This window comes from Pseudomonas sp. S2_F03 (genome assembly GCF_054668335.1).
The window spans coordinates 489,996-516,516 of sequence record NZ_CP162759.1 but is presented as its reverse complement, the minus strand read 5'-3'; the positions used below and the strand labels follow the sequence as shown (position 1 = coordinate 516,516).

The window sequence follows — 26,521 nt, the reverse complement described above, 5'->3', positions numbered from 1 at the left end:
TTCAAATGTCACTGTTAGAAATCAAGAATCTCAACGTTCGCTTTGGCGACAAAAACGCCGTTCCGGTGGTCGACGGGCTCGACATTACCGTGGAGAAGGGCGAAGTCCTGGCCATCGTTGGCGAGTCGGGTTCGGGTAAGTCCGTGACCATGATGGCGCTGATGGGCCTGATCGAACACCCGGGGATCGTCACTGCCGACGCCCTGAACTTCGACGGCAAGAACATGCTCACGCTCAGCAACCGTCAGCGTCGGCAAATCGTCGGCAAAGACCTGGCCATGGTCTTCCAGGACCCGATGACCGCGCTGAACCCGAGCTACACCGTCGGTTTCCAGATCGAAGAAGTGCTGCGCCTGCACCTGAAAATGTCCGGCAAGCAAGCGCGCAAGCGTGCCATCGAGCTGCTGGAAAAAGTGGAAATCCCCGGCGCCGCCAGCCGTAGTGGACGCCTACCCGCACCAACTGTCCGGCGGTATGAGCCAGCGTGTGGCGATTGCCATGGCGATTGCCGGCGAACCGAAACTGCTGATCGCCGACGAACCGACCACCGCGCTGGACGTAACGATTCAGGCGCAGATCATGGACCTGCTGCTGGCGTTGCAGAAAGAGCAGAACATGGGCCTGGTACTGATCACCCACGACCTCGCGGTCGTGGCCGAAACCGCCCAGCGCGTGTGCGTGATGTACGCCGGTCAAGCGGTTGAAGTCGGTCAGGTGCCCCAGCTGTTCGACATTCCGGCGCACCCTTACAGCGAAGCGCTGCTCAAGGCGATTCCGGAACACAGCCTCGGTGCCACACGCCTGTCGACCCTGCCGGGCATCGTTCCCGGTCGCTACGACCGTCCGCAAGGCTGCCTGCTGTCGCCGCGTTGCCCGTATGTGCAAGACAGCTGCCGCGCCACGCGCCCGGCCCTGGACCCGAAAAGCCACAGCCTCGCCCGCTGCTTCTACCCGCTGAATCAGGAGGTGGCGTAATGGCCGTCGTACTTACCGCCCGCGACCTGACCCGTCACTACGAAGTGTCCCGCGGCCTGTTCAAGGGCCATGCGACCGTGCGCGCCCTCAACGGCGTGTCGTTTGAACTGCATGCCGGCAAAACCCTTGCCGTCGTCGGTGAATCAGGCTGCGGCAAATCCACCCTGGCCCGGGCGTTGACCCTGATCGAAGAGCCGTCCTCCGGCTCCTTGAAAATCGCCGGCCAGGAAGTCACCGGTGCCGACAAGGCCCAGCGCAAGCAACTGCGCAAAGACGTGCAGATGGTGTTCCAGAGCCCGTACGCGTCGCTCAACCCTCGGCAAAAAGTCGGTGATCAGCTCGGTGAACCGCTGCTGATCAACACCAACCTGAGTGCGTCCGAACGTCGCGAGAAAGTCCAGGCGATGATGAAGCAGGTGGGCTTGCGTCCCGAGCACTACCAGCGTTATCCGCACATGTTCTCCGGCGGTCAGCGCCAGCGGATTGCCCTGGCCCGCGCGATGATGTTGCAGCCTAAAGTGCTGGTGGCGGATGAGCCGACCTCGGCATTGGACGTGTCGATCCAGGCGCAGGTGCTGAACCTGTTCATGGATTTGCAGCAAGAGTTCAACACCGCCTACGTGTTCATCTCGCACAACCTGGCGGTGGTGCAACACGTGGCTGATGACGTGATGGTGATGTACCTCGGTCGCCCGGTGGAAATGGGTCCGAAGAACGACATCTACGAGCGTCCGCTGCACCCGTACACCCAGGCGCTATTGTCGGCCACGCCGACCATTCACCCGGACCCGAACAAGCCGAAAATCAAGATCGTCGGCGAGTTGCCCAACCCGCTGAACCCACCGTCCGGCTGCGCCTTCCACAAGCGCTGCCCGTATGCCACCGAGCGCTGCAGCACCGAAGAGCCAGCCCTGCGCCCTCTCGATAACCGCCAGGTGGCTTGCCACTACGCGGAAGACATCAGCGACTGAGCCACCGGGGTTGACAGGCCGCGTCCTTGTCCACCCCCCACGCCAGCCGACGGACTGAGCGCCCCGGGTTTCCTGGACAAATCTGACGGACAACCCTGCGAAAGGAGACCTCCGTCAACGTCCGCTATTGGCCCAGAGTGTGTAAAAACGCTCATGGCCTCATCGCTTTCGATCATCGACGTTCGTTGGCTGAGCGATTGCGCAGTCAACGCCGTGGGTCGCATAAGTCTCGACCTAGAACACGTCAACGCTGTTTTTACAGCCTCAGGGATGGGCCAAAACCAGCCTTTTTTATGCCAACAGCACCTTCATCAAAACCGTGAGCACCGTTGATTTTCATGACCCGTTTCAGGTTGTAGGCGAGCACATTCAAACTCATCACCGCGCTCACCCCGGCCCGTTTTCGGGTCAGGGAGTGCGCCGCACCAGATCAGCGCCTCTCCAGCCGGGCAGATGTATTGGTTTTTCCCGCGTCATAGATGAACGCATCGTTATTAAAACGCCCGTCAGCCTTGGCTCCAGAGGTCATCGGTTTGGGCACATAGGCGGTGATGCCGGCATCGTGACAAGCGACCAGATTTTCTCCGAACAGTCCCAACTGCTGACACAGCACAACGAACTGGCGACAGAAGCCTCGGATGGCCTTGCTGTTGTCTTTTCGGAAGTTGGCGATGGTCTTGAAATCGGGTGCAATACGCCCGATCAGCCACATTGGTTCGACGTTGCGCTGGGCTTCTCGCTCCAAACGTCGGCATCGACTGGATGCGGTTGAGATAGCCATAGATGTAGATCTTCAGCATGATCGCGGGGGTGGTAAGCGGGCCGGCCAGTATCGGCTGGAACGGCACCTTCAAAACCCAGATTGACCAGATCAAGTTCGTCGACAAAGACGTCGACTACGCGCACCGGATTGGTATCGCTGATGTAGTCGTCGAGGCTCTCTGGAAGTAAGGTGCCTTGGCCTCGATGTTCACCTCGGATAAAGCGCTCATGGGCGATCCCTGCGATGAAATCCTCAGAAATCATAGCAAGGGTTCGCGAAGGCGTTTTGACACACTCTGGGCCGATTGCTGCCCTTGGCGAGAGACAGAAAACGGCCAAAAGCAGTGAGTGCTTTTGAATCAAAAGCTACCCTGTTTATACAAAACCAGAATAAGTCCGTACGCGCCTTATTCTCCTCCAGTATTGCTGATTACTGGCATTTGCTCGGGTTACAGAATTTTGAAGGGAACGTTGATAATCAAGCGGAACTCTTCGATATTGTTTTCCAGCTGGAGTGGGCTGGACCGGTGCCAGACATAGCCGCTCATCACACTCGCACCCTTGAAATTACCAGACTGCAAGGTGTAGCTGGCCAGCGTGCCGACTTCATACTCGTTTTCGTTGTCCTGTTTTTTAAAGTCGGCATACATTCCGTTTGAGCCACCATTGTAGTGGGTAGCATCGATGCCCCAGCCCTTGATGTACCAAATAGAGGTCTTCAAGCCTGGCAGGCCGTAAGCGGCAAAGTCGGTCATATAATTAACCTGGAACGACTTTTCGTTTGGCCCGTTATAGTTCGAGAGCCCGAGGTTGGGCAGGTTGATCGCATTCGACTCACCGACAAAGTCGAAGAATTCGTCGCCATCGATTTTCTGCAGTCCAAACTTCAGCGTATGGTTTTTCCAGGTCGGGGCGACGCTCAGGCCGTAGGCCTGCTGGTCGATATAACCCCCTTTCTCGGCTCCACTCGACTGAGTGTTATAGACATCCAACTGCATGTCGGTACTGATCGGGCCCCACTGGTATTTCTTGCCCAGGCCGAAGTATTCACGGTCCCAGATATCGTCGAAGCGCGACAGGTAGGCACTGGCGCGCCATCCACCTTTGGTCACGTAGTCTGCGCCACCGTAGGCAATGAAATCGCCGGTGACGTGCCTGTACGTATAGGTCGGGGTCAGATCCTGAGTGCCCGCGCCGGTCCTGGGGGATGCTCTGTCAAAGTACCCGGACTTGACCGTCAGACCGTCGATATCATGGCTTTCCAGCGAAACACCGTCGAAGGAAGCAGGCAGAGTCCGGGTGTCTGCGTAACCCATGACCGGCGTTCTGGACATCTGCTGCCGACCGACTTTGAGCGTTGTCTGCGCGAGTTTTACCTTCAACGCCACCACGCCGATTTTGCTCCAGTCGTCGACCACATTGCCGTCCTTGTCCACCAGCACGCGGTTGCTGCCGCCAGCCGTTGCCAGCTGGCTGCGCTCCAGCGCCACTGCCGAATAGGTTGAGACGTCGAGACCAAACCCCAGGGGGCCTTGAGTGAAACCGGATATGTAATCCAGCTTGAAACCCTGCACCCAGGCAGTACGGTCTCGCACCGCGCGGGGGCCTTCATTGGTCTGTGCGCGGAAGTGCACAGCCTTGCTGCCGATTTCATGGGAATACCACTGACGGGTATTGAGCGTCAGGGTGCTGTCTTTGGCAAACCCATGTTCCTCTGCATAAACCGGCGACGCTGAAATAACAGCCGCGAGCATACCCGCCGACCATACTGGCAACTTTTCTGTGCGGTACATTGACTGTGCCTATAACTGTGGTGTTAACAGACAAACGTCTGAAATTATTGTTGTTGTTTTATAGGGAGGCCGAAGGCGCTTTTTGAGCGCTTTTCAAACTCCCTCTTCGCAAAAATTCAATCTTCCACGGGGTGCCAGCGGTTATTCCTGAACGTTGGTGTCACGTGATTCAGGCAGCATCCGCATGGCAATAAGGCTAACTATGCTGATACCGACCAAGTACCAGGCGGGGGCCATGGGGCTGCCGGTTGCAGCAATTAGCCAAGTGACGATGAATTGGGTACTGCCACCAAATATCGCGGCACCAATGGCATAGGTAATTGACAGGCCGGTGCTGCGCACAGCGATCGGCAACAGCTCCGGTACCTGGACGATACCCGCCGCGCCAAACATGGCAGTCAGGGCTGCAAGTACCGCATTAACGGTTAGCAACGTGACCAGGCTTGGTGAACCCGTGAGCCACAGGAACAGCGGGACGATCAGCAAGGTCAGCGCGACCCGAGGCAAAATGTTGGTCAGGCGCCGTCCGTAACGATCACTCAGGTGCCCACCAATCAGGGAAAAGGCAAAGGTCACAATCCCACCGATCAGTACACTGCTTTGAGCAACCGCTGCCGGCAGCTTCAGGACCTGTACCGCGTAGCTCACCATGTAGTTGCCAATCTGCGATGCGACCGCGATCGAGGCGAACAGCATCATGCCGAGGATCAAAATCTTTTTGTGGTTACGCAGCACCTCGCCGACTATCGCGCTACCGCTGCGTTCTTGCGTGTCCTGATGGGTTTCGGGCAGGGACTTGCGCATGTACACCACCAGAGGGATCAGCACCAGGCTCAGCAGGAACGGAATCCGCCAGCCCCAACTCGCCAATTGCTCAGTGCTCAGGCTCAGGGACAGCACCACCCCGAGCATGCCACCCACGGCAACGGCCAAGCCTTGGCTGGCGACTTGCCAACTGGCGTAGAAGCCACGGCGGCCGGGGGGTGCAGCTTCAATCAACAGTGAGGTCGCAGGACCCAGCTCGCCGCCCAGGGCCAGGCCCTGCAGCAGACGGCAAAAAACCACGAAGATGGGGGCCGCGATACCGATCGTTTCGTAGCTCGGCGTGATGGCGACGCCCAGCGTGCCGAGGGTGATCAGGGCCGCTGTCAGGATCATTGCCGGTTTGCGCCCGGCCTTGTCGGCAAAGGTGCCGATCAGCACACCGCCCAGTGGCCGCGCGAGAAAGCCGACGCCAAAGGTCGCTGCCGCTGCCATCAGGCTGCCGTACTCGCCTGACACCGGGAAAAAGGCTTTGCCGATGTAGATTGCGAAATACGCATAGATGACAAAGTCATAGAACTCGAGCGCATTACCAGCCACCGCGGCGGCAACTGATTTCTTGCTGAGGGTGGGGTGTGGAATTGCCATTTCAGGACTTTCCTCACTCGGGTTCTCAGTGATCGATACTGTCGAGTAGTTCATAGATCAAGATCTCTGTATTTATTAGAATTAATCTTAAACAAGTCCCTGTTTTCCGATGTTTGCCCTTACCAGTTTTCCAGCCCTTGTAGTGCCTGAGTCACGACATGGCTGGCTTGCGTCCAAACGGGTGTTTTCCAGTCCGCGTGGTTGGGGTAGAACAAATCCTTGAGTCGTTGGGTGATCTCGCTGCTTTGCGCCGTGTTCTGCTTGCCGTGACGGAAAACCCAGTGATCGGCCCGCAGCGTCGTGATTATTTGCTCAATCGGGTAGGTACCAAACTCCAGGCAAATGCCGATGTGTTTGGCCGCTGGGCATTCCTGCGAAATGGCCACCTGAATGGGGCCGCTCATCGGCACGCTGGTAGAGCTGCCGGCATGTACGTCGGTGATCTCACCCCACCAGTTCCTGGCTTTCTCCAGGGTGCAGATGTCGCGGGTGGCGAATATTTTTTCCCCGTAGCCATAGGGGCCGAGTCCGGTATGGACGTCCACAGAAGCGATGACCGTGGCGTTTGCCGCATAGGTACGCAGGATCTGCCGGAAGGTGGTGTTGCTCCAGGTCGGCGTCAGTCCACCAAAGAACATGCCATCCGGGTAATGGTACTGGCCCAGGGAGATGGCGCACTGGAACTTCTTGTCACCGTGGGTCATACGGTATTGCTGCAATACCTGATCATCCTCGGGGGGCCATTGCGCAGGAAGCAGGGCCTCATGAATTTCGTGGTAACCCTCGTTTTCCGGAAGCGGACCGTCGAACTGAATAAAGTTACGGTTCAGGTCTACGTTTTCCTGGGTCACTCGGCGCAGGTGGGAAAAGCCGTGCGGGTTAATCGCGTGAACATAGAGAATCGCCGTGTCGTCCGGCTTGGGCGGATCGAGCTGTAGTGCGCCAGTCTGCACGGCCGATCCAGGGAAACCTTCCACGCCATGGACGCCACTGAGCACGATCAGCACCTTGGAAGCGTCCCTTGGACCGTCGAACACGACATCCGTTGCCAGCGTTTCGTCCCTGCCACCCTTGAGATTCAGCTCATAGCTGTCGATCGACAGGCTTCGCTGGTTGGCAGCCGCAAAAAACTTTTCGCGTGCTTGTGCATACGAATCACTGAATAGGTCGTCGATGTGTTCTGCGTTCATCATGAAGTCAAAGTCTCGACGTGTGCAGCGTGTACGATCGAACGCAGGCGCGTTTCGCGGCGGCGTCGGCAGGCCTCACCAAATGCCTCGAATATGTCGCGGGACAGTCGGTCATCGTGCACGCGCATCTCCGGATGCCACTGCACCGCCAGGGCGAAGCTGCTGGCGCCAGTGACCGAAAACGCCTCAATCAGCCCGTCCGGTGCGGTGGCCTCGACAGTCAGGCCAGTCCCAAGCCTTGCGATGCCTTGATGGTGCAAGGAGTTGACTTGCGCATCATCCGCGGCATGCAGTCGGGACAGTAGTCCACCCGCAGCAACCTTGATGCCGTGACTGTGCTGATACCACTCGACAATGGGTCTGGAATGGTCACCTTCGCGGTGGTCAATGGCCCCGGGGCGCTGATGAACGGCACTGTCCAGCGTGCCACCCCAGGCAACATTCATCTCCTGGAAGCCGCGGCATATGCCCAATACCGGGACCCCTGCATCCACCAGCCTTCTGACGAGCGGTAGAACCGTTGCGTCTCTGGCCAGGTCCAGCGTCGATATGTCCGGCGTAGCGGTGCCGCCATAACGCAGAGGCGAAATATTTGACGGGCTGCCGGTGAGCACCAGCCCATCGACGTTGGCCAGCAGGCTGTCGAAGTCGATGGCATCGGGATCAGCGGGCAGCGCCAAGGGCAATGCGCGAGCTGTACTCGCCACTGCGTCCACGTAGCCGTGCAGCAAGGTATGCGCAGGATGGCCATAGCGATCCACGCGATCGGTGGCGATGGCAACAAGTGGTCTGGCACCGTCCGCGAATAGTGGCGATCTGGTCATGGTCAAGTCCCGTAGGGGTAAACGAGAACCCAGTCTATGAGATGGTTAAATCATGGTAAATTGCATAATAAATTCAGATTTCATGCATTAACTGCAAGTGAGAAACCCATGAACACCCGACAGTTGCAGCACTTTCTTGCCCTGATGAACACCGGATCGCTCAGCGCTGCGGCTGATGCGGTGCACCTGAGTCAACCGGCGCTCTCCAGAAGCATCAAGGCGCTGGAGGACGAACTGCGGGTGTCGCTCTTTGACCGGACTAATCGTCGCTTGCATCCCACGCCATTCGCGATGGAATACCTCGAGCGGGCAAAGCGCATCGTTTTCGAAGAGCGTGACGGGGCGCGAACGCTGAATCTGATGAAGAATGGGGCCTATGGTCCGCTCGCGTTCGGCTTGGGCTCCTCGGTTGCCCTTGACTTCCTGGCCTCGCTAATCCGGCAACTGCTTGCTACGGGCCCGGGCTTGAAGATCCAGGCTCAGGTACACAGTACCGATGTGCTGCTGGACGCCCTGCAAAAGGAAAAGCTCGACTTCTTCATTGGTGATGTTGGTGCGGCAGCCCGCTACCCGGAGCTAATGGCCGAGCCTTTGTACACATGCAGTTTTGGCTGGTTCGCCCGGGCCGGGCACCCACTGGCCGGGCGCAAGGGCCTGACCATGGATGACCTCAAAGAGTACCCGCTGATCGGCTCGGGATACATCAGTGAGATGTTGGCACTGAAGATGGCCCATCTCTATGGCATGCAGCTGCCCATCGAGACCAACTTTGCCGCGAGCATCAATAACATCGAGACGGCGCACGACCTGATTCTCAGTACCGACGTGCTTTTTCCCACCACCTTCCTCGCCATGATCAAACTGCTCAGGGAAAAGTCCGTCGCAATCCTCAATGTGCAGCCACCCTTTGAACTAGACCTGACCCTGGGCATCGTAACGATCCGGCATCGGACACTGACACCCGCTGCGAAGCAGTCGTTCAGTATCATCCGTTCGTACTTCCAGGAGGCGGAGCAGGAGATCGCGGCTTATCTATAGTCGCGCCTGATGGGGCGCGTTACCCATCACGGGTCCATACTGGTTGATTGCATCGACCACAAAAGTGACTCAGGCAGTCACTCGATCAACTGGACAGGGAATGCGAAGCGCTACAGAAATACTGAGGAAACGAAAATGAAAAAAACATTGTGTTTCGTCATGCTGGTGCTGACTACAGGTCCGGTGCTGGCCGTCAGCCCGTCACCTGTCGCCGACACTCAGTATAAGTATGGGATGCACCTGGATATCGCCGAGGTGGTCTCGGTGACGGCAACACCCGTCGAGGATGCAGTTTATCCGGTGACCATGGAATACATTGACCATCAAGGCCAGACGCAACGGCTTGCGTACATCGTGACGGACACCACCTGGGGTGGTAAGTAGTTCCAGTCAGGGCGCGCGTCGCGATTGATGCCGGGTGTGTGGAGTTGATCGGCAATGTCGCGGCCGCTTTCTGCCCGTGCTGACCGGCAGCAATTGACCGGCAGCCGGCTGATACAGAGACCACGTCACCACCACCCTTGCGACGTTGCCTACGGGTACGCCAGAATCCGCCGGCTTTGCTAGCTTCCCCGGTCGACTAACCTGCGTACAGCTGCCTCCCTCTCGTTTAGTCATTGATCTATTTACTCGCATAAAAAACGGGACGTTCAGCGTCCCGTTTTTTATGGCGAAGGCGATCAGCTTCAAGCGCGCTTGTTCAACGCCGCCTCAGCCGCTGCAATTTCTGCCTGGCGCTTGACGATCATGTCGCCCACCGGCGGCCCCTGGAAGCGGCGGGCTTCAAAGCCGAACCAGACGATGGCCGTCAGCACCAGGAAACCAATAGTGATGTACAGCGCCCAATCGTTCGGTGGCTGGATGCCGATGACGAAAATAATGATCATCGACAGAACCGAGAGCAGGGCAAACACGGTGTACCAGAAGCGCCCCATGTTCCACGGGCCCATGGTTGGCCATTTCGAGGTCCCGTAGGTGAACAGGCCCAGCACGATGGGAATGATGAACGAGAAGAACAGGAAGATCACCGTGCAGGACACCACGATCGTATAGACCGGCGTTGCCCCCACCGAGATCACCGACGATCCCCAGTCGAACAAAACGGCGAGGGTGGCACCGGTCCAGATCGCGGCCACCGGGCTGCGAAAGGTCGGCGAGACCGAGGCCAGCGCTTTGGAGCAGGGCAGGCCGCCGTCACGTGAGAACGCGAAGATCATGCGCGAAACCGAGGTTACCGTCGCCAAGCCGCAGAGGATCTGCGAGATGAAGATCGCCACATACAGTGCGATTTTCAGCGTCGGGCTGACCTGCGCGTTCATGGCCCAAAAAAATACGTTCCAGCCTTGTTTGGCCGCCTCGTCCATGTTCGGCAGCATCAGTACGAACGAGCTGAGCATCACCCAGCCGAACAGCAACGACCAGACCACCGACATGACCATGCCGCGTGGCACTGAAACGGCCGCATTGCGGGTTTCCTCGGAGGTGTGCGCAGAGGCGTCATAGCCGGTGATGGTGTAGATCGGCAGCAGCAGGCCGAGCATGAAAATCCAGCCGTTCGACACTTGTGGCCAGACACCGCCGCCGGCATCGCCGGAGTAATTGCTGAAGGTCCACAACCGCGCGACTTCATAGCTGGGCGCCGAGATCAGGCAAACGATGGTCAGCGCCAGCGCTGTGGCAAAAATCAGATACCCGGAAAAGTCAGTCAGCTTGGCGGTCAGGCCGATTCCCAAGTGATTGCACAAGGCCTGGAGACCCGTCAGCACCGCGAGGAAAATCACCCGGACGGTGGTCGTGTCTTCCATGCCCAGTGCCGGTCCGAAGGCACCGAAAAAGAAGTAATAGGTGCCGACGTTGATCGCACCCAGCACGGTGACCAACCCCAAGAGGTTGAACCACGCGGTCAGCCATCCGGTAAAGCGGTTGCCGAGAATCGAGCCCCAGTGATACAGGCCGCCAGCGGTGGGGTACGCCGAGGAAATCTGCGCCATGGCCATGGCGAACACCCCGGAGATCAGGCAGCCAATCGGCCAGCCGATGCCGATGGACGCGCCGCCCGCACCGGAGGTGCCCTGGGCGAGTGAGTTGATCCCGCCCGAGAGGATGCAAATGATCGAGAAGGAAATCGCGAAGTTGGAGAAAACCCCCATTCGTCGCGAGAGCTGCTGGGCGTAGCCCATGCTGTGCAGCACCTTGACGTCGTCGTCATGCGGCGTGTCGGTGCCGGGTTGGCTTGCTGGATTCATGTTGTGTGCCCCATCAGGTTTTGATACGCATCCATCCGGGGTTCCGGACGGTCTGGCTTTCAACCCCTTGTCGTACTGCTCCTGTCTCCCACCTGTCCGTGCGCTGCATTCAAAAGTCGGGCGCCGACAGTCAACTGCTCTACAGGCGGCCGTGATACGCCGCGTCGAAAATTTCCGCCGCACCGGCCCGCGTCAATGGCAGCGGGTTGCCGCCGGCAGACGGGTCGACAATCGCCATGTCCGCGATCAGGTCGGCCTGTTGATCATCCACCCCCAATTCGACCAGCGTGTGTGGTACGCCGATGTCTTTGCGCAGTTTGAGGATGAAGGCCAGAAAACTGTCGAAGCTGGGGGAGGGCAGGCGTAAATACGCGGCCAAGCGCGTGATGCGTTCTTCGATGGCCGGGCGATTGAATTTCAGGACATACGGCATGAAGGTCGCATTGGTCATGCCGTGATGCGTGTCGTACAGCGCGCCCACCGGATGCGACAGGGCATGCATCCCACCCAGTCCTTTCTGGAACGCGGTGGCGCCCATCGCTGCCGCCGCGAGCATCTGCGCGCGCGCCTCAAGGTCGGACGGCATGTGCACAGCGCGCACCAGCGCGTTGGCCACCAGGCGCATGCCTTCCACGGCGATGCCATCGGCCAGCGGGTGAAAGCCGGGGGCGCAGTAGGATTCCAGGCAGTGGGCCAACGCGTCCATGCCCGTGCCGGCGGTGATTTTGGCCGGCATGCCGACGGTCAGGGCCGGGTCGCTGATGACCACGCGCGGCATCATTTTCGGGTGGAAGATGATGCGTTTGGTGTGGGTGCGCTCATCAATGATCACCGCCGCACGGCCCACTTCCGAACCGGTGCCCGCGGTCGTCGGCACGGCAATGACCGGGGCGATGCGGCTTTCGTCGGCGCGGGTCCAGTAGTCGCCGATGTCTTCGAAATCCCAGACCGGGCGCGTCTGGCCGCTCATGAAGGCGATGAGCTTGCCCATGTCCAGGCCACTGCCGCCGCCGAAGGCGACCACACCGTCGTGGTTGCCGGCGCGCCAGGCGTCGAGCCCCCCGCCAGGTTGGCTTCCACCGGGTTCGGCTTGAGGTCGCAAAACAACGCGACGCCGAGGCCGGCAGCGCGCAGGGCATCCAGTGTGGCGATGGTCATCGGCGCACGCGCCAGGCCGCTGTCGGTGACCAGCAGCGGTCGCTCGATACCCTGGCTGCGGCAAGTGTCGGCGAGTTCGGCGATGCGGCCGACACCAAAGTGGACGCTCGTGGGGTAATTCCAATTCCCGGTCAGGCTCATGGCTCAGATCTCATGGCGCAAATGGAAGGATTTGGCACGGGTCAGGTGTTCATAACCGAGGCGCGACAGGGTGACGCCGCGCCCGCTGTTTTTCACCCCGGTCCAGGCCAGGGCCGGGTCCAGGTAATCGCAGCGGTTCATGAATACGGTGCCGGTGTCGATTTCGTTGCCGATACGTTCGGCGGCGGCGAGGTCTTGGGTCCAGATCGAGGCGCTAAGCCCGAACTCGCTGTCATTCATCAAGGCGATGGCTTCGTCGTCGCTGGCCACCGGCATGATGCCGACCACCGGACCGAAGCTTTCATCACGCATCACCGACATTTGATGGGTGACGTCGACCAGAACCTGCGGCGCGAGGTAAGCACTGCCCGGCGCGTCAGCCGGGAACGTGGTCGGGTCGATCAGTGCCTTGGCGCCCAGGGCCAGCGCTTCGGCGATCTGACCACGAACGAACACCGCAGCGCCCGGTGTCACCAGTGGGCCGAGGGTGGTGGCTTCGTCCAGAGGATTGCCGAGCACGTATTGGCGAGTCAGCGCGGCGAAGCGCTCGACAAATACCGGGTAGATTTTCTCATCGACATAAATGCGCTCGACGGCGCAGCAGCTCTGCCCGGAATTGAAAAAGCTGCCGTCCACCAGGTTTTCCACCGCGTGGTCGAGGTGGGCGTCTGCCCGCACGTAGGCCGGGTCTTTTCCGCCGAGCTCCAGGCCCAGGCCGAGGAAGCGCCCGGTGGCCGCGTTTTCCATCGCCTGGCCGGCGCCCACCGAGCCGGTGAAGTTCACCTGCTGCACGCGTGCGGAACCGATGATCGCGGCGGTCTGGTCGTGATTCAGCAACAGATTATTGAACAGGCCGGCGGGCAGATGGGCGCGGGCCGCCGCTTGCGCAAAGCGTTCACCGACCAGCAGCGTTTGCGAGGCGTGTTTGAGGATGACGCTGTTGCCGGCCATCAACGCCGGAATGATCGTGTTCACCGCCGTCAGGTAAGGGTAATTCCAGGGTGCGACGACCAGCACCGTACCCAGCGGTTCACGCTGGATAAACCGACTAAACCCCGCGACCGGTGTGGGTTCAATCGCGGCCAGCGCTTCGGGGGCAATGGCGATCATGTGGCGGGCGCGTTCTTCGAAACCACGCAACTCCCCAGCGCAATATCGGACCGGGCGGCCCATTTGCCAGGCCAGTTCCGGGACGATGTCGTCTTTCATCGCCAGCATTGCGTCCACCACGGCGCTGCACAGGGCGGCGCGCTCGCTCAGAGGCCGGCGTTTCCAGTGCGCCTGGGCGTCTGCGGCAGCCGCCAGCGTGTGTTCGATCTGCGTCGCGTCGGCGTATTGGCGTTCGGCATAAATCCGGCCATCGACCGGTGAGATGAGTTGGATCATGGCGGTCATGCTCTGCTCAATAGCGCTCGAATCCGCGCTGCAATTCCCAGTCGGTGATCCGCCGGTCGTACTCTTTCTGCTCCCATTCGGCGGTGTGCACGTAGTGGTCGATCACCTCATCGCCGAACGCTTCACGCAACATGGTGGAGGTCTGGAGCGCGGCGCTGGCTTCGCGCAACGTCTTGGAGACTTCAGGCAAGTGTTCGTCGAGGTAGGCGTCACCTTCAAAGGGCGGCGCAAGGTTGAGCTGCTCGTCGATGCCGGCCAGACCCGCCGCGATCAGGGCCGCAAAGGCCAGATAGGGGTTGAGGTCGGCGCCGCCGATGCGGCATTCGATGCGGATGGATTTGCTGCTTTCGGCACACAACCGGAAGCCGGCGGTGCGGTTGTCGCGGCTCCACACGGCCCGCGTCGGAGCAAAGGTGCCAGCCTGAAAGCGTTTGTACGAGTTGATGTAGGGCGCGAGAAAGCAGGTGATGTCGTTGGCGTACTTGAGCTGCCCGGCCACCCAGGATCGCATCAGTGTCGACATGCCGAACTCGGCCTTGGCGTCGAAGAACAGCGGCTTCTTGGCGTTCTTGTCCCACAGCGAGTTATGGATGTGGCTGCTGGAACCGGCGGCGTCATAGCGCCACTTGGCCATGAACGTGATCGCCTTGCCTTGCAGTTGCGCTATTTCCTTGCAGGCGTGTTTGATGATGACGTGGTGGTCGGCCATGGTCAGGGCATCGGCGTAGCGGATGTTGATCTCTTCCTGCCCCGGGCCCCATTCACCCTTGGAATTTTCCACCGGGATGCCGCAGGCCTGCAGATGCTTGCGAATCGCCCGCAGCACCGGCTCTTCGCGGGTGGTCTGCAGGATGTTGTAATCCTCGATGTAGTGGCCGGCGGTTTTGGGCTTGTAGTAGTTGCGCTTGTGGATGGACTCGTAGGTCTCGTCGAACAGATAGAACTCAAGCTCCGAGGCGAACATGCCGGTATAGCCACGCTCGCGCAGGCGCTCGACCTGCTTTTTCAGGATCGCCCGCGGGCTGTGCGGCAAGTCGCGTCGATGGTGGTGATCGAGCACATCACAGAGCACCAGCGCCGTGCACTCCAGCCACGGCACCTTGCGCAACGTGCTCATGTCGGGTTTGAGCACGAAGTCGCCATAGCCCTTGCTCCAACTGGCGGCGGCGTAACCCGGCACGGGTTCCATGTCGATGTCGTCGGCCAGCAGGTAGTTGCAACAGTGGGTTTCTTCATGGCCGCTGTCGATGAAAAATTCGACCTGGAATCGTTTGCCGACCAATCGGCCTTGCATGTCGACCATGCAGACCAGGACGGTATCAATTTCGCCGGACGCGGCGGCACGCTTCAGTTCATCAAAGCTGAGTTGGGGCTCGGTCATCACGTCAGTCCTGCGTGAATAGTGTGGGCCTGTCTGAAATAGCTGTTGCAGACGCTCTTCAGAAAAACCCAAACCCTGCCGGAGCGAGCATCGTGCGCAATAAGCTGCCCTTAGCTTAGCCTACTGTCGATTTGTGCAAGTTTTGATGGAGTTGGCGATATGCGCCCACCAGTTGATCAAGCGAGAACGCAAGATTTCGCCCGCTCGGATTGGGCAAGACCCAGACCTGTGCATGACCGAAGGTGTCGGGTTGTAGTCCCCAGGGAATGTCGCGCCGGCCCGATAGCGCGCAGTACGCCGCTTTGCCGAGAAACGCCACAACGCGCGGCCCGTAGCGGGCGATCTTCTGTTCGAAGCTGGCCGCGGCGGCCATGAACTCATCGCGCGACAGCTGATCTGCGCTCGCTGTGGGCCGTTCGACCACGGCGGTCAAGCCGCAGCGATACTGCAAAATCGTCCGGTCGTTTTCCGGGCGCACCTGCTCGGGGGTGAACCCGGCGAGATGCAGGGTGCGCCAGAAACGATTGCCCCGGCCTGCAAAATGATGCCCTTGGGCGGCGGCCGTCAAACCCGGATTGATCCCGCAAAAAATCACGTCGAGCTGTTCGGCCAGAATGTCTTCGAGTCTTTCGCCCGCCATAAAATCTCTCAACCGCAGATCACGTTGACTGCGTTGCGTGCCAGTTCAGTCAGTTCTTCGCGGGATTTTCCCGCCCGTGCCCGTATCGAAATGCTGTGCAGCAGGGAGGAGGCGAGGACGGCGAGGGCTGTCGGGTCGACGTCGTCTTTCAATTCTCCGGTGGTGATTGCGGTTTGCAGGCGTGCTTCGAGATCGGCATCGAGTCGGCTCAGGCGATCTGACAACACCTCACGGATTTCAGAATCTTCCACGGCTTCGGTCGTTGCGGTGCCGATCGCAAAGCAGCCACGGGGTTGGCCTTCGCCCGAGAAGTAGATCGACAGCTGACCTTCATAGAAACGCATCAACGCTTCACGCAAGGTCAGTTGCTGGTCCGTCAACGCCTCGTGCATGGCGGCGGCGGCAAATTCCCAATATTGCTCAAGCGCTTTGATGTAGAGCGCGTGTTTGTCACCGAAAGCGGCATAGAGGCTGGGGCGATTCATGCCGGCCGCGGTGGCGATGCTGTCCAGGGAAGCGGCGGCATAACCGGTACTCCAGAACACACCAAGCGCTTGCTGCAATGCGGTCTGCGGGTCATAGGCGCGGGGTCTTCCCCGGACTTTTGCTTCGGTAATCTTTTTTGTGCCATGGCGTACAAAATCCTTGTGCGGAGGTGGGTCGAGGAATATTCTTACACCATCGCACAAAATTAAGGAACCAGAAGTTCCTGATTTCAAGGTTTGTTGTAGCGGAGCTCGAACTGGGTATTGCGGCGACGAAACACGGTGCGGCGGAGCGATCCTTCTGACTGCGCACGGCATGGCTGTTTCTTTGTGGGTATTAGCCCCCGACTTCCCGGTTAAAGGTGTATTCGATCATGACCAAACAGTTCGACATTCCAGCGACACAAACCTTTGAGCACCCAGGGCCGAACCCGACAGGCACGCCAGCCAAAAAACTGCTTAAAGCGACACTGCGCCCCCTGCTGATGGTGGGCCTGCCGGCGCTCTTTGCGGCGATTGGCTACGCACACTACATGGCCGGCCAGCCTTTCATGTCGACCGATAACGCCTACGCCCGTGTGGCGAAGGCCTCGATCAATGCGCGCACGTCCGGCCAGGTGATCGACATTGCAGTCGAGGACAACCAGCCGGTTCGCAAGGGCCAGGTGTTGTTCCGCATCGACCCCAAGCCATTGCAGATTTCCGTTGACCGCGCACAAGCGCAGTTGAGCGTTGCCCGGTTGCGCATCGATGGGCTCAAGGCCAGCTACCGCCAGCAACAGGCGGAACTGCAATCGGCCAAAGAGTCGGCCGATTTCGATCAAAAGGAGTTTGGCCGCAAGAAGGCGTTGGTCGCTTCCGAGTTCGTTTCGAAGTCCCTTTATGAACGTGCAGACACCGACCTGAAAGTGTCACGGCAACGAATCGTCTCCATCGAACAGCAGATCGCGAGCACGGTGGTTGCCTTGAACGGCAACCCGAACATCAACGTCGACAGCCACCCGACCGTTCGCGAGGCCCAGGCGCAGCTTGATGAAACGCAGCTCAATCTGTCCTACGCAACGGTGTATGCACCGGACGATGGCATCGTGGCCAAAGTCGACGATTTGCAGGTTGGCAACTATGTGAACAACGGTGCGCCGGCGTTTGCGCTGCTGTCTGATCGCCAGGTGTGGATCGAGGCCAATTTCCGTGAAACGCAGGTGGCGCACATGCGCCCGGGCCAGAGTGCGACGATCCGCATCGATACCTATCCGGATCACGAATTCAAAGCCCACGTGGTCAGCATGAGCCCCGGCGCCGGTTCGGATTTCGCACTGCTGCCGCCCGAAAACGCGACCGGCAACTGGGTCAAAGTGGTGCAGCGGGTACCGGTACGCCTCGAACTCGATGAGGTCGACCCGCAGATGCCGCTCTACTCGGGGATCAGCGCCACGGTCAAGGTCGATACCGGGCATCGCACGTCGTGGTGGTATCCAATCAAAGCATTGTTGACCGCAGGTGCCTCCTGATGAACGCCATTCCTGCCAGACCTCAAAATGCGGGCGCGTTAAGGTTTGCCGCGTTGCTTGCGACTTATATGCAATCGGCCAACCTGCCGTTGCCCAATGCCGTGCTCCGGTTGATCCAGGGCAGTATGTCGATGACCGACGACCAGGCTGGGTGGATCTTCACCTCGTACCTTGCCGCCAGCGCGATCACGATGCCGATTGCTCAATGGCTCGCCGGGCGCTATGGCTTGAAGCGGGTTTACCAAACCGCGTTGGTCATGTTCATGCTGGGCTTATGGCTTGCGACCCTGGCGACGACGCCGCTGGAATTCATCGGCGCGCGCATCATTGAGGGCCTGGCGAGTGGCGTGCTGGCGCCGCTGTCGATGGCGATTGCCATGGAAACGCTGCCACTGGAGAAACGCGCGAAGTTTGGCGCGACGTGGACCGCCATCGTGCTCTTGGGCATCGTCAGCGGCCCGAGCATCGGCGGCTGGGTGGCCGAACATTTCGACTGGCGCCCGATCTTCTACATCAGCCTGCCGCTGTCGGCGTTTATCTTCCTGGTGATGGCGCTGCTGCTTGCCGAGAAAAAGGCCGAGAAACGTCCCACGTTCGATTTCTTTGGTTTCGGCACCTTCACGCTGTCGCTGATCAGCCTGCAGATGTTGCTCGATCGCGGTGAACGCCTGGACTGGTTTGCCTCCCCCGAGATCTGGCTGGAAGCGATCGGCTGTGCACTGGGGTTCTACCTGTTCGTGGTGCATGTGCTGACCGCGAAGGTGCATTTCCTCAACAAGCGCTTGTTCAACGACCGCAATTTCATGCTGTCGACCGTGATCTTTTTCGCCGTGGGTTTCGTGCTGTTGTCGACCATGGCACTGACCTCGCCGATGCTCGATGAAATTCTCGGCTACCCGCCTGACACCACCGGTGCCCTGACCATCCCGCGTGGCATGGGACTGGTTGGTGCGTTTTTGCTGATGGGGCGGGTGCCCGAGCGTTTCGACCGGCGGCTGTTCGTCGCGGCAGGTGTTGCCATCGTGGCGTATGCCAACTGGATGATGCTCGGCTATTCGCCGCTGATGGACGCGTCGCCGGTGGCGGTGGCCGGGGCGGTGCAGGGCATTGGTATCGGCATCTTGATGCCGTCGTTGACCAAGGTCGCGTTCAGCACGCTCGACCCCGCGTTGCGCCCGGAAGGCACCGGTTTTTTCAATTTGTCCCGCGTGTACGGAAGCACCCTGGGTGTTGCGATTGTGCAGCTGTTTTTCTTCAACAACATGCACGCGATGCACATGGCACTGGCCAGCAATATCACGCTCTACGGCGCCGTCGCGCATTCCGCACCGGGCTCGCTGCAAGCACTGGCGGGGCTTAACGAAATGATCACCGGGCAAGCGGCGTTTATTGCCGTGATCGACCAATTCAAGATTTTGATGTTCGCGATGCTGGTGGTGAGCCCACTGGTGATCTTTCTTCGCAAGCCCGTTGCGACCAACTAGTTTTCGTGGAGTTTGCCTCATGAAATCCAATGCGCGCTTCATCAATGCACAGCCGTTGAAAACCACGTTTGGCGCAGTGTCGGTGCTGATGTTCCTGTCCGCCTGTGCGGTTGGCCCTGATTATCAGATGCCGACACCCAGCCAGTCGCAGCACTTTGACCAACAGGCCGAGCAGCGTCTTGGCCAGAGCGGCAACATTGATCTGGGCAAGAAGGTCACTGGCGATTGGTGGTCTGCGTTTCGCTCGCCAAAACTCGACCAGGTGGTGCGCCGGGCCATCGACGGCAATCTTGAACTTGTGGCTGCCGATGCCACGATCCGCCAGGCCGCGTCCTCCGTTGCGGCGGCGCAAGGTGCGCTGTATCCGCAGGTCGATTTCGGTGCTCAGGCCGGTCGCGTACGCACCCACAACGGGCCGGAGCCGGTTGTCTCCAACTTCTATGCCATCGGTCCACGGGTTGGTTTTGACCTGGACGTGTTCGGCGGTAACAAGCGACAGGTCGAACAACAAGAAGCGCTGACAGCCTTCCAGAAACATCGCTACGAAGCGGCGTACCTGACCCTGACGGGAAATGTCGCCAGCCAGGCTTTGTTGATGGCCTCTGCCAACGCGCAGATGCAAGCCGTGGAAAAACTGTTGGCCAATGACACCAAGAACCTCGAACTGGTGCGCATGGCGCATGCCAATGGCGCCACTACGCAGATCGACGTGTCGCTGGCCGAAACCCGGCTTGCACAGGACCGCACGCTGCTGCCGCCCCTAGCTCAACAGCGCGATTCGGCCCGGCATGCGTTGTCGATTCTGACGGGCAAAGGCCCGGCCGACTGGATCGCACCCGACTTCGACCTTGGCGAGTTTGCCTTGCCGTCGGGCGTGCCGGTCAGTTTGCCCTCGGAAATGGCCCACACCCGGCCGGACGTGCTGCAAGCCGAAGCGCAACTGCACATGGCCAGCGCCGCCGTCGGTGTCGCGACCGCCAACCTCTATCCCCATGTGGAGCTGACAGCGTTTCTTGCGCAGTCGGCATCCGGTAATGGCGGTGCCGCACTGTGGGGGTTCGCCGCCGGGGTGGCGGGGCCGATCTTCAATGGCGGCACACTCAAGGCTGAGCGCCAGGCGGCGGTCGACGGCTACAACGCGTCGCTCGCTGACTACCAGCAAACCGTCATCACATCGTTCGGTCAGGTCGCCGACACGCTGCAAGCCATCAACCATGACGCCGAGGCAAACCTGGCCCAGGAGGACGCCTTACGTGCCGCCGACAGTAGTTTTCGCTTGAACCAGCAAGCGTATGCCCAAGGCGAAAACAGCATTCTCCAGGTGCTGGAAGCAGAGCGCGCCTATGAGCAGGCGTTGCTCGGGCACATCCGGGTGAAGACCGCCCAGTACCTCGACACCGTTCAGTTGTTTGTGGCGCTCGGCGGCAATTCCGTTGGCGTTTTCGAGCAACGGGTGGCCAGTCGTGAAGCACCGAAACGTTCATATCAGTAACGGCTGCGGCCAGAGAGAGTGGAGTCAAGACATGTCATATGAAGCCTTTCACGATGAACTTCGCGAAACAAAATTTGCGCTCAATCATGGATCGGTAGCGATGCCAGCCGTTGGGTTCGGCACATTGTTCCGGGACCTCAGCGTTACCACCCAAGCCGTCACTCACGCGCTGGAAACAGGCTTTCGTCATTTCGATTGCGCCGAGCGTTATCGAAACGAGGAGGGCGTGGGCGTGGCGATCAAAGCGTTCCTCGACACGGGCAAAGCCCGGCGCGAGGACCTGTTCATCACCACCAAGCTGTGGAACACCAACCACCGTCCGGAGCGCGTATTGCCGGCGTTCGAGGCCAGTTGCCGACGGCTTCAGGTGGATTACATCGATTGCTATCTGATCCATACGCCTTTTGCCTTTCAGCCCGGCGATGACCAGGACCCAGGGACATCTACGGCCACATCATTTATGACGGGGGCGTGACGCTGATCGAAACCTGGCAGGCCCTTGAACGCCTGGTGGATGAAGGACGCTGCAAGACCATCGGCTTGTCCGACATCACCTTGCCGGCGCTTCAGAAGATTGTCGAAGTGGCGCGGATCAAACCTGCCGTGGTGCAGGTGGAAGCCCATCCGTATCTGCCGGAATGGGAGCTGCTGGAGTTTTGCAAGCAGCATGGAATTATCGTCCTCGCGTTTGCCCCACTCGGCCACGGCATGGAGCCCGCCGTACTCGAAGACCCGGTGATTACCGGCATCGCCAAACACGTGCAGAAAACCCCGGCGCAAGTCGCGTTGGCCTGGTCGGTACAGCGTGGCGTGGCGTTTCTGACCACCTCTGCAACACTGAGCCATATCCAGGAAAACTTTGATCTTTCCACGTTGCCGCATCGGGCCATGCGTGAAATTCAGGACGATATTACGACCCGGGTGCGCTTCAACTCGGTCGTTGAAACGGGAGTCCCCGGATTCATCCCGCGCCAAAAGTAATGCACGCCAAAGCGCCGGCCTGATGCCTGGCCGGCGCTATTATTCCTGCACATCAATCTTGCGCCGAGGCGAAAACGATGGACGTTTTCCAGACCATGCGATGTTTCATAGCCGTTGCCCAAAGCGGCAGCTTTACGGCGGCGGCCAAGACGCTGGACACCACGACCACCCATATTTCCAAAGCCGTCTCCAGCCTGGAGGCTGAAGGTTGCAGACACGCCTGATCAACCGCACGACCCGGCGCCTGGCACTGACCGAGGCGGGGCTGCGCTATTTGCAACGCTGCGAGAAGATCATCGACGAGATGCGTGATGCCGATGAGGAAGCCGGGACGGCGAAAATCAGGCCCATGGGCCGCCTCAAGATTCATGCGATGTCCGCCATTGGCAATCACTACGTGATCAACGCCATCGCCAAATACAGAGAAACCCACCCATCGGTGATGTTCGATTTGACCCTGACCAATCGGCTGCCTGATTTGCTGGAGGAGGGCTATGACATGTCGATTGTGTTGGCGCGGGATCTGCCCGATTCCGGGTTTGTTGCGCAGCGGCTCGGCATTACCTACAGCATCCTGTGCGCCTCGCCCGCGTACTTGAAAAAACGCGGCGTGCCCGACACGCCCGACTCACTGGGCGAACATGATTGCCTGAGGATCGTGAATACGGTGATGCCGACTGAGAACTGGGTATTTGAAGGGCCTGAAGGCGTGGTGACAGTGAGTACGCCGTTGTCTCCCTTTCACGTCAACACGGCCGATGCGATGACGGTTGCCATTACTCAAGGGATGGGCATCGGGATTCAACCGATTGCTTCTGCGGTAGAGGGTTTGAAAGCGGGGACGTTGGTGCGGGTGCTGCCTGAGTATCACTTTGAAGAGCTGAATGTCTTCGCCATTTACCCGTCACGAAAGTTCGTCGATGCGAAAATAAAAACCTGGGTAGAGTTTCTTAAACACTACATTCCGGTCCTGCTGGCCTCAGATGAAAAAATCGTCGGCTCGGCAATCAGCAGATAGTCGCCAGTGCCGTCGGTATGGAGTGTCGACCCTCCATCGCCTGCACCTGACTCAACCGTTTGAACACCCGGTGCCCATCACTAGATATTGAAGGACGTGTTGTTGACCGTGGGAGTCTTCATACGTCATTTGCGCGGGACCCGGGCCGCATTGGTCTCCGACGTCGCTCACGCTAATCACCCGTTTGATGTCCAGTTGAGTGGCGTAGGTATAGGTTTCAACCGAGAGCCTGGTAGTTGAAGCGCTATCGTCGGCCCAAGCCTGTGTTCCGGCACTGGCAAACGCCAGCAGGATTGCGATTTTCGAAAGGTTCATGGTGTTCACCGTATCGTTTGAGGATGACCGGATTGATCATCCCTTTGCTACCTGTGAGCACAGGCTGAATGCTCATCGGGTAGGGACGATGCTAGGGGTTTGTCCAACCCCCAAACAGCGGCTCGCAAGACAAACACTGTTGCCGGATGGCGCATGAATACAGGGCTGCTGGACGCCATCGCGACCGCTGTGGCATGGTCGGCGAAAAACCAACGGGATCAAGATGATGGAGGAGGGTGTAGAGCTCGGCGGCACACCGTCGATGGCGATGCTCAAGGCATTCAATCGTTGTGTGTTGCACCTCGGGCGGCTGGCTCGGGAGCGCGGTGCCTCGCAATTCATCGAAGACGGGCTGCAAGCGTTTCGCCAACTGGTGCCATTTGCTTCCGCCTGGTGGGGCGAGATGTCCACGTCGCACGCCAACGTGGCGCCCAAAAGCTGGATGCACGGGCGCATCGACCTGCCTGAATCGTTTGCTGCTGAATGGCACAAGAGGTGCGGGCAGCGACAAGTTTTCCCATGACACCTTGAACCAGCCCGGCGAAGTGGTGCGCGACAGCGGGTTCACCGATCCCGATGAAGAGGTCGACGCATTCGCTCGCCGTCACGATCTCTACCACCCGATGTGCATCACCTTCCGAGCTGCCCGAAAGCGGCTTGATGTTTTTGTCTGCCTCTATCGCGGTGCACACGCCCCCGGATTCAACGACAGTGAAGCCGCGTTGTTTTCAGCGTTCTGCGACCACCTGTTGCAGTTATGGCGATTCCAGGTGCAAGACATGATCCGCTTCGACACCGGTAACGGCGCCAGCGACTTCGGGGTCGCACGGCTGGACGGCACGCTGCTGTACGTGGGCGCCAATCTCTGCGCTGTCATTCAGCGCGAGGTGGCGGGGTGGCACGGTTCAATGCTGCCCGCGCCCGTGATCGCGCAACTGCAAAAGGCACCGTGTGTCATGCGTCTCGGGCGGTGTGCGCTGACCCTCACCCCGAATGCCGAGCACGTCATTCTGTCTCTCGAAGCGCAGTCGCGCGGGGCAGTACTGGCCCCACGCGAACGAACGGCGGCGATGCTGTTCGCCGCCGGGCACTCCTACAAGGAAATTGCCAGGATCCTGGGCTTGAGCCCCTCGACCGTGCGCACCTATCTGCGCAACTGCTATTTGCAACTCGGGGTGAAGAGCAAGATCGAGTTGGGGTCTGTCCTGTCAGTGCAGGCACGCCGCGAATCACCGTGACGCCCCCCGATTTCGCCTGATCAATCACTGACCCCTCCTCATTTGCAGAGGTCCATATAACCGCCGCGCGCTATAGGGTATGCCCTGCATATCAAGGGCTTGTGCGCAGGCTGTTCGGGCCACTTCGAAAACTATAAAAACAGAGGTGAGGCAGTTGAAATTTTCCAGGCTTTTTATCGCCATGGCGGCGACAACCGCAGTGTCCGGTATGGCGTTGGTGGGGTGCCAGACGCAGGGTTCCCATCCGGCCGACATGGTCATGCGCAACGGTTATGTCTACACCGTCGATGGGCAGAATTCGGTGCAGCAAGCGATCGCCATCACGGGCGGGAAGATTGTCTATGTCGGTAACGACGAAGGGGCGGCCTCGTACATCGGCCAGCAAACGCAGCTGATCGATCTGGCGGGGCGCATGCTGATGCCGGGCTTCATTGATGCGCACATGCACCCGGGGGACGGCGGCCGCGCCATGACCTTGTGCGACCTGAAATATCAGACCATGACCCGCAAGGTGTTCCAGGAAACCATCCAGGCATGCCTGGATGCCGACAAGGGCAAGGGCCCCGATGTCTGGCTTGAAGTGGGCAGCTGGGATCGCATGGGCATGGATGGCCTCGACGGTGACCCTGACAAGTCGACGCTGGACGCACTCAAGACGGATCGGCCGATTCCAGGTCCGCTCCACCGATTTCCATACCGTGCTGACCAACTCTCGCGGCCTGGCGGTCGCCGGCATCAACAAGCACACGGCCAATCCAGGTGACGGCAAGTACGTGCGCGACAGCGCCGGTAACCCGACCGGCATCTGCGAAGACGGCGCTGCCGATGCCATGGCCGCCGTGGTGCCACCCGCCACCGACGCAGAAAAACTCAACCAGACCCGCGCCGCGCTCGATGCCATGCGCCAGCAGGGCATCACCAGTTTCTTCGATGCCTTGTCGGGGCCGGAGAATGGCAAGGCGTTCACCTCGTTGCAGCAGTCGGGTGAACTGACCGCGCGGGCCTTGCTGGCGATCAAACTGGACCCGGCTGCGGCAGCGGCGGATCCGGCCAAGACCATCGCTGAGGCCAAGGCAATGGCCGCCACCTACGATCAGGGCGAAGCCAACGTCGCGCCGGGTGTGAGCATGCGTCACGTCAAATTGTTCATGGACGGCATCATCAATGCCCCGGCGGACACCGGTGCGATGCTGACGCCCTACCTGAACAACGCCGGCACCGACAAGATGCCGAAATGGGCGCCGGGCAAAAACGTCGGCGAGCTGTATTTCCCGCCGCAAGTGCTCAAACCGTTGCTGTTGCAAGCCGTGCAGGCCGGTCTCGATCCGCATCTGCACGCCACCGGAGACCGCGCCGTGCGTGACTCGCTCGACGGCATTGAGTACGTGCGCCAGCAGTTGCCCGGCAACGGTTTTCGCCCGGCCATTACTCATAACGAGTCCGTGGACCCCGCCGATTATGGGCGTTTCAAGGCGCTCGACGTGACCGCCAACATGTCCTTTCAATGGGCGCGGCGGCGCCGTCACAGTCGATGGCACCAGCGATCACCTCGGCCCTGTGCGCTTTGCCCGCATGGAGCCGATCGGGCAGCATCGCCCGCGCTGGCGGCCGTGTGGCGTATGGCAGCGACTGGCCGGTTGACCCGCTCGATGAGTTCCTGGCGCTGAAGATCGGTGTCACCCGTTCAGGCGACCCGCTGAACCCGCACAGCTATGGCCCCAAGTACGCCGGCCGACTGAACGCCGACCCGGCGCTGTCGCGTACCGAAGTGCTGCGCACCATCACGGTCAACGCCGCCGAGCAACTGAAACTGGAGAAAGTCGTGGGTTCGGTCGAGGTCGGCAAGTTTGCTGACGTGATCGTGCTCGACAAAAACTTCATGCAAGTGCCCGAGGACGAGTTGGCCCGTAACTCGGTGCTGATGACGGTAGTCGGCGGCAAGGTGGTGTGGGCCAAGGCGCCGTTCGCGGGACAAGTGGCCATGACCGAACAACAAAAATAGCCCATGCCGGCTAATGCCGATCAGCTAAGCAGTTTTTGCTGTAACGCAATTTTCTGTAGCAGCTGGCGAAG

At 59.7% G+C, this 26,521-nt stretch carries 17 protein-coding genes and 7 pseudogenes; 11 read left to right on the top strand and 13 right to left on the bottom strand.

The features are described from left to right. Nucleotides 1–5: 5 nt before the first annotated feature. Both AB4N76_RS02465 and AB4N76_RS02460 read left to right on the top strand, forming a co-directional pair. Nucleotides 6–975 (top strand): annotated as a pseudogene (locus AB4N76_RS02465) (ABC transporter ATP-binding protein). Continuing rightward, complete coding sequence (locus AB4N76_RS02460) at nt 975–1,946, top strand: peptide ABC transporter ATP-binding protein (protein WP_258666402.1); 972 nt, start codon at nt 975–977, stop codon at nt 1,944–1,946. Before AB4N76_RS02465 ends, AB4N76_RS02460 begins: the two are co-directional and overlap by 1 nt. 256 nt (nt 1,947–2,202) lie before the next feature. Here the strand turns inward: AB4N76_RS02460 and AB4N76_RS02455 are convergent, their stop codons facing one another. From AB4N76_RS02455 to AB4N76_RS02430, 6 genes and pseudogenes are all read right to left on the bottom strand, one after another. Next, nucleotides 2,203–2,325, bottom strand: coding sequence for a hypothetical protein (locus tag AB4N76_RS02455; protein WP_460164075.1), 123 nt, complete (start codon nt 2,323–2,325; stop codon nt 2,203–2,205). A gap of 189 nt (nt 2,326–2,514) precedes the next feature. Continuing rightward, nucleotides 2,515–2,972: pseudogene (locus tag AB4N76_RS02450) on the bottom strand (transposase); the annotation flags it as partial. A 185-nt stretch (nt 2,973–3,157) separates the two neighbouring features. Beyond that, the gene (locus AB4N76_RS02445; protein WP_460164074.1) at nt 3,158–4,501 is read right to left on the bottom strand and encodes an OprD family outer membrane porin; all 1,344 of its coding nucleotides are present in this window, start codon (nt 4,499–4,501) and stop codon (nt 3,158–3,160) included. 141 nt (nt 4,502–4,642) lie between these two features. Beyond that, a complete protein-coding gene (locus tag AB4N76_RS02440) occupies nt 4,643–5,911 on the bottom strand; it encodes an MFS transporter (RefSeq protein WP_223524962.1) in 1,269 nt (422 codons plus the stop codon). A gap of 119 nt (nt 5,912–6,030) precedes the next feature. Further along, a complete protein-coding gene (locus AB4N76_RS02435; RefSeq protein WP_223524964.1) occupies nt 6,031–7,104 on the bottom strand; it encodes a M14 family metallopeptidase in 1,074 nt (357 codons plus the stop codon). After that, the gene (locus tag AB4N76_RS02430; protein ID WP_460164073.1) at nt 7,101–7,925 is read right to left on the bottom strand and encodes a gamma-glutamyl-gamma-aminobutyrate hydrolase family protein; all 825 of its coding nucleotides are present in this window, start codon (nt 7,923–7,925) and stop codon (nt 7,101–7,103) included. Before AB4N76_RS02430 ends, AB4N76_RS02435 begins: the two co-directional genes overlap by 4 nt. A gap of 108 nt (nt 7,926–8,033) precedes the next feature. On the opposite strand from AB4N76_RS02430, the gene AB4N76_RS02425 reads away from it, so the two are divergent. Then, nucleotides 8,034–8,963 carry a LysR family transcriptional regulator gene (locus AB4N76_RS02425; protein WP_158283928.1) on the top strand — a complete coding sequence of 310 codons (930 nt, stop codon included), beginning with the start codon at nt 8,034–8,036 and terminating at the stop codon, nt 8,961–8,963. A gap of 135 nt (nt 8,964–9,098) precedes the next feature. After that, complete coding sequence (locus AB4N76_RS02420; protein ID WP_223524968.1) at nt 9,099–9,347, top strand: DUF2790 domain-containing protein; 249 nt, start codon at nt 9,099–9,101, stop codon at nt 9,345–9,347. A 302-nt stretch (nt 9,348–9,649) separates the two neighbouring features. Here AB4N76_RS02420 and AB4N76_RS02415 read toward each other — a convergent pair whose 3' ends face one another. The 6 genes and pseudogenes from AB4N76_RS02415 to AB4N76_RS02390 form a co-directional block, all read right to left on the bottom strand. Next, nucleotides 9,650–11,209, bottom strand: a complete 1,560-nt coding sequence (locus AB4N76_RS02415; RefSeq protein ID WP_046030566.1) for an amino acid permease — start codon at nt 11,207–11,209, stop codon at nt 9,650–9,652. Nucleotides 11,210–11,348: 139 nt separating this feature from the next. After that, nucleotides 11,349–12,508: pseudogene (locus AB4N76_RS02410) on the bottom strand (iron-containing alcohol dehydrogenase). Between the two features lie 3 nt (nt 12,509–12,511). Beyond that, nucleotides 12,512–13,903, bottom strand: a complete 1,392-nt coding sequence (locus AB4N76_RS02405; RefSeq protein WP_460164072.1) for an aldehyde dehydrogenase family protein — start codon at nt 13,901–13,903, stop codon at nt 12,512–12,514. Nucleotides 13,904–13,910: 7 nt separating this feature from the next. Then, nucleotides 13,911–15,284, bottom strand: a complete 1,374-nt coding sequence (locus tag AB4N76_RS02400; RefSeq protein ID WP_046030559.1) for a glutamine synthetase family protein — start codon at nt 15,282–15,284, stop codon at nt 13,911–13,913. A gap of 115 nt (nt 15,285–15,399) precedes the next feature. After that, the gene (gene mug / locus AB4N76_RS02395) at nt 15,400–15,924 is read right to left on the bottom strand and encodes a G/U mismatch-specific DNA glycosylase (protein ID WP_046030556.1); all 525 of its coding nucleotides are present in this window, start codon (nt 15,922–15,924) and stop codon (nt 15,400–15,402) included. Between the two features lie 8 nt (nt 15,925–15,932). Continuing rightward, nucleotides 15,933–16,595 (bottom strand): TetR/AcrR family transcriptional regulator, encoded by a 663-nt coding sequence (locus AB4N76_RS02390; protein ID WP_460164664.1) that lies wholly within the window; start codon nt 16,593–16,595, stop codon nt 15,933–15,935. Between the two features lie 188 nt (nt 16,596–16,783). On the opposite strand from AB4N76_RS02390, the gene AB4N76_RS02385 reads away from it, so the two are divergent. The 5 genes and pseudogenes from AB4N76_RS02385 (at nt 16,784) to AB4N76_RS02365 (ending at nt 22,895) form a co-directional block, all read left to right on the top strand. Then, the gene (locus AB4N76_RS02385; RefSeq protein ID WP_077431901.1) at nt 16,784–17,920 is read left to right on the top strand and encodes an HlyD family secretion protein; all 1,137 of its coding nucleotides are present in this window, start codon (nt 16,784–16,786) and stop codon (nt 17,918–17,920) included. After that, complete coding sequence (locus AB4N76_RS02380) at nt 17,920–19,404, top strand: DHA2 family efflux MFS transporter permease subunit (RefSeq protein ID WP_460164071.1); 1,485 nt, start codon at nt 17,920–17,922, stop codon at nt 19,402–19,404. The genes AB4N76_RS02385 and AB4N76_RS02380 overlap by 1 nt, the downstream gene beginning before the upstream one ends. 19 nt (nt 19,405–19,423) lie before the next feature. Further along, nucleotides 19,424–20,896 carry an efflux transporter outer membrane subunit gene (locus AB4N76_RS02375; protein WP_046030545.1) on the top strand — a complete coding sequence of 491 codons (1,473 nt, stop codon included), beginning with the start codon at nt 19,424–19,426 and terminating at the stop codon, nt 20,894–20,896. Between the two features lie 31 nt (nt 20,897–20,927). Next, nucleotides 20,928–21,877 (top strand): annotated as a pseudogene (locus AB4N76_RS02370) (aldo/keto reductase). Between the two features lie 77 nt (nt 21,878–21,954). Further along, nucleotides 21,955–22,895: pseudogene (locus tag AB4N76_RS02365) on the top strand (LysR family transcriptional regulator). Between the two features lie 51 nt (nt 22,896–22,946). Here the strand turns inward: AB4N76_RS02365 and AB4N76_RS02360 are convergent. Further along, nucleotides 22,947–23,210: a DUF2790 domain-containing protein gene (locus AB4N76_RS02360; RefSeq protein ID WP_046030537.1), complete on the bottom strand. Its 264-nt coding sequence runs from the start codon at nt 23,208–23,210 to the stop codon at nt 22,947–22,949. A gap of 226 nt (nt 23,211–23,436) precedes the next feature. Here AB4N76_RS02360 and AB4N76_RS02355 point away from each other — a divergent pair. After that, nucleotides 23,437–24,448, top strand: a pseudogene (locus tag AB4N76_RS02355) (helix-turn-helix transcriptional regulator). A gap of 154 nt (nt 24,449–24,602) precedes the next feature. Continuing rightward, nucleotides 24,603–26,450, top strand: a pseudogene (locus AB4N76_RS02350) (amidohydrolase). The last annotated feature ends 71 nt before the right edge of the window (nt 26,451–26,521 follow it).